This is a genomic window from Aequoribacter sp. (assembly GCF_965659035.1).
Lineage (GTDB): Bacteria > Pseudomonadota > Gammaproteobacteria > Pseudomonadales > Halieaceae > Aequoribacter.
The window spans coordinates 1-3,983 of record NZ_CBFHWH010000128.1; the positions used below are offsets into that span (position 1 = coordinate 1).

5 protein-coding genes, 1 tRNA gene and 1 pseudogene are annotated in these 3,983 nt (G+C 52.0%); 1 reads left to right on the forward strand and 6 read right to left on the reverse strand.

Translation table 11 applies throughout. From position 1 onward, the window contains the following. Window positions 1-194, forward strand: a 194-nt coding sequence (locus ACTF5Z_RS11515) for a hypothetical protein (RefSeq protein WP_438985764.1), incomplete at its 5' end; no start/stop codon positions are given. A 44-nt stretch (window positions 195-238) separates the two neighbouring features. Here the strand turns inward: ACTF5Z_RS11515 and ACTF5Z_RS11520 are convergent. The 6 genes and pseudogenes from ACTF5Z_RS11520 to ACTF5Z_RS11545 form a co-directional block, all read right to left on the reverse strand. Further along, window positions 239-314 (reverse strand) — tRNA-Lys (locus ACTF5Z_RS11520). A 74-nt stretch (window positions 315-388) separates the two neighbouring features. Next, the gene (gene queC, locus ACTF5Z_RS11525) at window positions 389-1,084 is read right to left on the reverse strand and encodes a 7-cyano-7-deazaguanine synthase QueC (protein ID WP_438985768.1); all 696 of its coding nucleotides are present in this window, start codon (window positions 1,082-1,084) and stop codon (window positions 389-391) included. Further along, a complete protein-coding gene (gene queE, locus ACTF5Z_RS11530; RefSeq protein WP_438985765.1) occupies window positions 1,068-1,760 on the reverse strand; it encodes a 7-carboxy-7-deazaguanine synthase QueE in 693 nt (230 codons plus the stop codon). The genes queC and queE overlap by 17 nt, the downstream gene beginning before the upstream one ends. Before the next feature lies 1 nt (window position 1,761). Then, window positions 1,762-2,649, reverse strand: coding sequence for a tol-pal system protein YbgF (gene ybgF / locus ACTF5Z_RS11535; RefSeq protein WP_438985766.1), 888 nt, complete (start codon window positions 2,647-2,649; stop codon window positions 1,762-1,764). A gap of 12 nt (window positions 2,650-2,661) precedes the next feature. Further along, complete coding sequence (pal, locus tag ACTF5Z_RS11540) at window positions 2,662-3,210, reverse strand: peptidoglycan-associated lipoprotein Pal (RefSeq protein WP_438985767.1); 549 nt, start codon at window positions 3,208-3,210, stop codon at window positions 2,662-2,664. 41 nt (window positions 3,211-3,251) lie between these two features. Further along, a pseudogene (locus ACTF5Z_RS11545) lies at window positions 3,252-3,983 on the reverse strand (Tol-Pal system beta propeller repeat protein TolB); the annotation flags it as partial.

The following is a 3,983-nucleotide window of genomic DNA, read 5'->3' on the forward strand; positions in this document are numbered from 1 at the left end:
TCTCAGACCGGCTAACCACAAACAAAAAAGGCCCGTCTAACGACGAGCCTTTATTTGTTTGGTGGGCCGTGCTGGATGGATTCGAGCCTGACTTGCGTCAGCCTCTCACCCCAATGGGGCGCCGTCGCTGCGCTCCCGCGTCCAAACCGCTTAAACGCAGTTTGTCGAAATGGTTCTCATCTCAGACCGGCTAACCACAAACAAAAAAGGCCCGTCTAACGACGAGCCTTTATTTGTTTGGTGGGCCGTGCTGGATTCGAACCAGCGACCAATTGGTTAAAAGCCAACTGCTCTACCAGCTGAGCTAACGGCCCGGAGGAGGCGCGAATTTTACTGGTTTACGCGAAAAACTCAAGCCCCTAAGTAAAGAAAAAACGACTAAAAGAATTTATGCCAACTTGTACCGTGTTGGATCGGCAACACCGGCGGACTCAAAGCCCTCTCTACGCAAGCGACAACTGTCGCACAATCCACACGCGCGACCTTCATTATCGGCTTGATAGCACGAAACCGTCGCACTGTAGTCAACGCCTAGCTGACTGCCTCGCTGAATAATTTCAGATTTAGATAAGTTCGATAAAGGCGCCTGAATACGCAAATGATTGCCCTCAACACCTGCCTTGGTCGCAACATTGGCCAGTGATTCGTAAGCCGTAATGAATTCAGGCCGACAATCGGGGTAACCTGAATAATCCACAGCATTTACGCCAATAAAAATATCCAGCGCACCAAGGACTTCGGCCCAGCCTAAAGCAATCGACAAAAAGATCGTATTGCGCGCTGGCACATAAGTAATAGGAATACCTTCGGTTGGCGACTCCGGCACCGCAATAGCGGTGTCTGTTAACGCGGATCCGCCGATAGAATCCAAGTTCAAAGTCACCACTTTGTGAGTCACATCAGGGTAACCGGCCGAAATGCGCTCCGCCGCAATGAGCTCAGCCCGGTGGCGTTGCCCGTAGTCGAAACTAAGTGTATAGCACTCAAAACCTTGAGCATACGCCATAGCCAGCACGGTAGCCGAGTCCAAGCCTCCCGAGACCAAAATCACGGCTTTGGGTTTTGCATTAGCGTCCTGGTTCATCATTCCAAAGTAATTTGTGTAGCTGTAACTGAAAACGCACTGGGAGTCGATCGGCCAAAATCCAGTCAGCCAACTGAGTGGGGGTTAACTTGCCGTGCACCGGGGAGAACAGTATGTCGGATACTCGCCCGACCAGACCGAGTTCGTCTAATTTGAATCGGGCCCAATCGTAGTCCTCACGATCGGTAATCACGAACTTAACCTGATCATGCGCGTTTAATAACGCAATATTCTCGTAGTCATTCCTGTGAGACTCGCCAGAGCCTGGGGTCTTTAAATCCAAGACCTTAACCACGCGCGCATCTACGTCTGCGACCGACAAAGCACCCGAAGTCTCTAGAGAAACTTCATAACCTTCATCACAGAGCATTTGCAGCAAAGGCCAGCAATTGGGTTGAGCCAAGGGTTCACCCCCGGTGACCGTCACGAAACGCGTATTAAACGCCGCAGCTTGTTCCAAAATATCGCCTAACGCAATTTGTGTACCGCCATGAAAGGCATACTCGGTATCGCAATAGACACAGCGTAGCGGACAACCCGTTAGACGGATAAAGACGGTAGGCAACCCTAAAGTACGAGTCTCGCCCTGAAGACTGTAAAAAATTTCGCTAATGCGCAAGGTCTGGTTTTGGGGGGTGCTCGACTGATTCACGCCCAAGGTTGATGCGTGATTCATTTTAGTATTTGTCAGCCAAAAACTTTTTTGCAAGTTCGGCCACGGGCTGTTTCGGGTAAGTCGCTACAACCGCCTCAAGCATAGTCTTGGCGCGCTCGGCATTGCCTTTAGCATAATATACCGTAGCAAGTTTAAAGCTCGCATCGGGCACCTTATTGTGCTGCGGGTACAAATCTAACAATAACTGAAAAGCTTGGCGCGACAGCTCTAAATTTGGCTGTTCAAGCACCAAATACAATTCACCAAGCCAGTAGTGCGCGTTGGGAGCATACGCGCCATTTGGGTAGTCCAACAAAAACTCATTAAATGAGGCGACAGCATCATCAAACTTGCGGTCGTACACCAACTGGCGTGCGGCTAGGTAGACAGGTTCTTCCTTCGCATCAGCCAATGGGGTAGCAGAATCGGACGCTGTGACGGGCGACGAGGCAACCTCTTGCATTACTGCTTTGGATTGCGCTGGAACCGTTGTGCTGACTGCGCCGCCAGCAAGTCGCCGATCGATATCCATGTAGCGTTCAAGGCTTTGTTGTTGCAAGGTTTTTATCTGATAGGCCTGCTCTTCCACCAGGCCGTTTAAACGACGGACTTCCTCGGCCAAACGTTGAACCTGAACGAACAGAGATCCTGGATCTGAGGCCGCGTTGGTCGCGTTATCCTGCACCAATACACTCGGCTTAGTGGTTGCGATCTGGCCATTGAGACCGTAGCTTACCGACCCTTGCGGCACAGCCATAGGACGGACGACTTCCCCCTCGTCGGGCTGCGCTTCCGACACCAGTGGTGCGGTACTGGGGCGAGAGCGTTCCGACTCAAGATCAATAAAATCTTGAGCCAAAACGCCAACACTGAAGAATAACGCGCTTAACGCTCCGAGTGCTTTTTGCATTTTTAACGCCGCTTACTTGATCTCGACACGACGGTTTTGTGACCAACTCACTTCGCTTGAGCCGTACGACACGGGCTTCTCTTCACCGAAGCTGATGCTCTCTAAACGGTAGCCGGGGATGCCTTTGACCATCATGTAATCGCGCACTGCGTTAGCACGACGCTCACCCAATGCCATGTTGTACTCGCGAGTTCCACGCTCGTCAGTGTGACCTTCGAGGCGCACCGATGCACCGGTGCTCTTAAGTAAAGCTACGTGCTTGTCCAAGACAGCGCGACCTGTGTCAGTTAAAGTCGAGCTATCGAACTCGAAATAAACAACGCTGCCGGCCATGCGCGCATCATCTTGCAAACGGCGAAGCTCCGCCGCTGCTTGGGCTTCAGCGCGCTCTTTAGCCGCTTGAGCTGCTGCCGCATCGGCCTCCGCTTGTGCTGCGGCTTCAGCTGCTGCTTGGGCTGCCGCTGCCTCTTGCTCTTTCGTGTCATTTCCAGCGCAAGCGGCTAGAAATACGCTTAAAAAAGCTACGGTGACTAACTGGCGAAATTGAGGAAGCTGTTTCATGCGATTTTCCTTTTCACGAAGGGTTTATTAATCAGTATCAATCAGGGTGTCTTAGGCAGGTAAGGTGACCACGAAGGTTCTCGAACCTCGCCATCACGCGCTGGAAGATTAAATCGCGCGCCACCGTCTACCGAGACTGCGGCTAAGATGCCTCGCCCCGCTTGTTTCGTTGCATAGAGTACCATAGACCCATTGGGTGCGATACTCGGACTCTCATCTAAATCTGTAGAAGTTAGCGCCGTTAAGCGACGTGTTTCTAGGTCTAATACGGCGATTTTATAGTCGCCGTCCTGCTGGTGTACTAACACCACATTGCGACCGTCTTGAGCAACTCGAGCACGAGCGTTGTAACTGCCCTCGTACGTTACGCGGTCGGTCAATCCCGTGACAAAATCGTAACGATAAATTTGAGGCCGACCTGGGCGGTCAGAGGTGAACAGCAATGACTTACCGTCGGGCATCCACGTAGGCTCGGTATCGATATCGTAATGCCGAGTGATGCGCTCTAGGGCATAGGTTTCTAGATCAAGCACGTAGATATCGGGGTTACCATCTTTCGACAAAACCATTGCCATGCGCTTACCGTCAGGTGACCAACTGGGTGAGCCATTGAGTCCCCTAAACGCGGTGAGCTGCTCGCGAGCACCGGTTTGAAGATTTTGCCGAAAAATCGCTGGACGCGAAGTTTCAAAAGACACATAAGCAATTTCGGTGGCATCAGGAGACCACGTGGGCGCCAAGATCGGCTCACGTGAAGCTAGCAAGACCCGCGG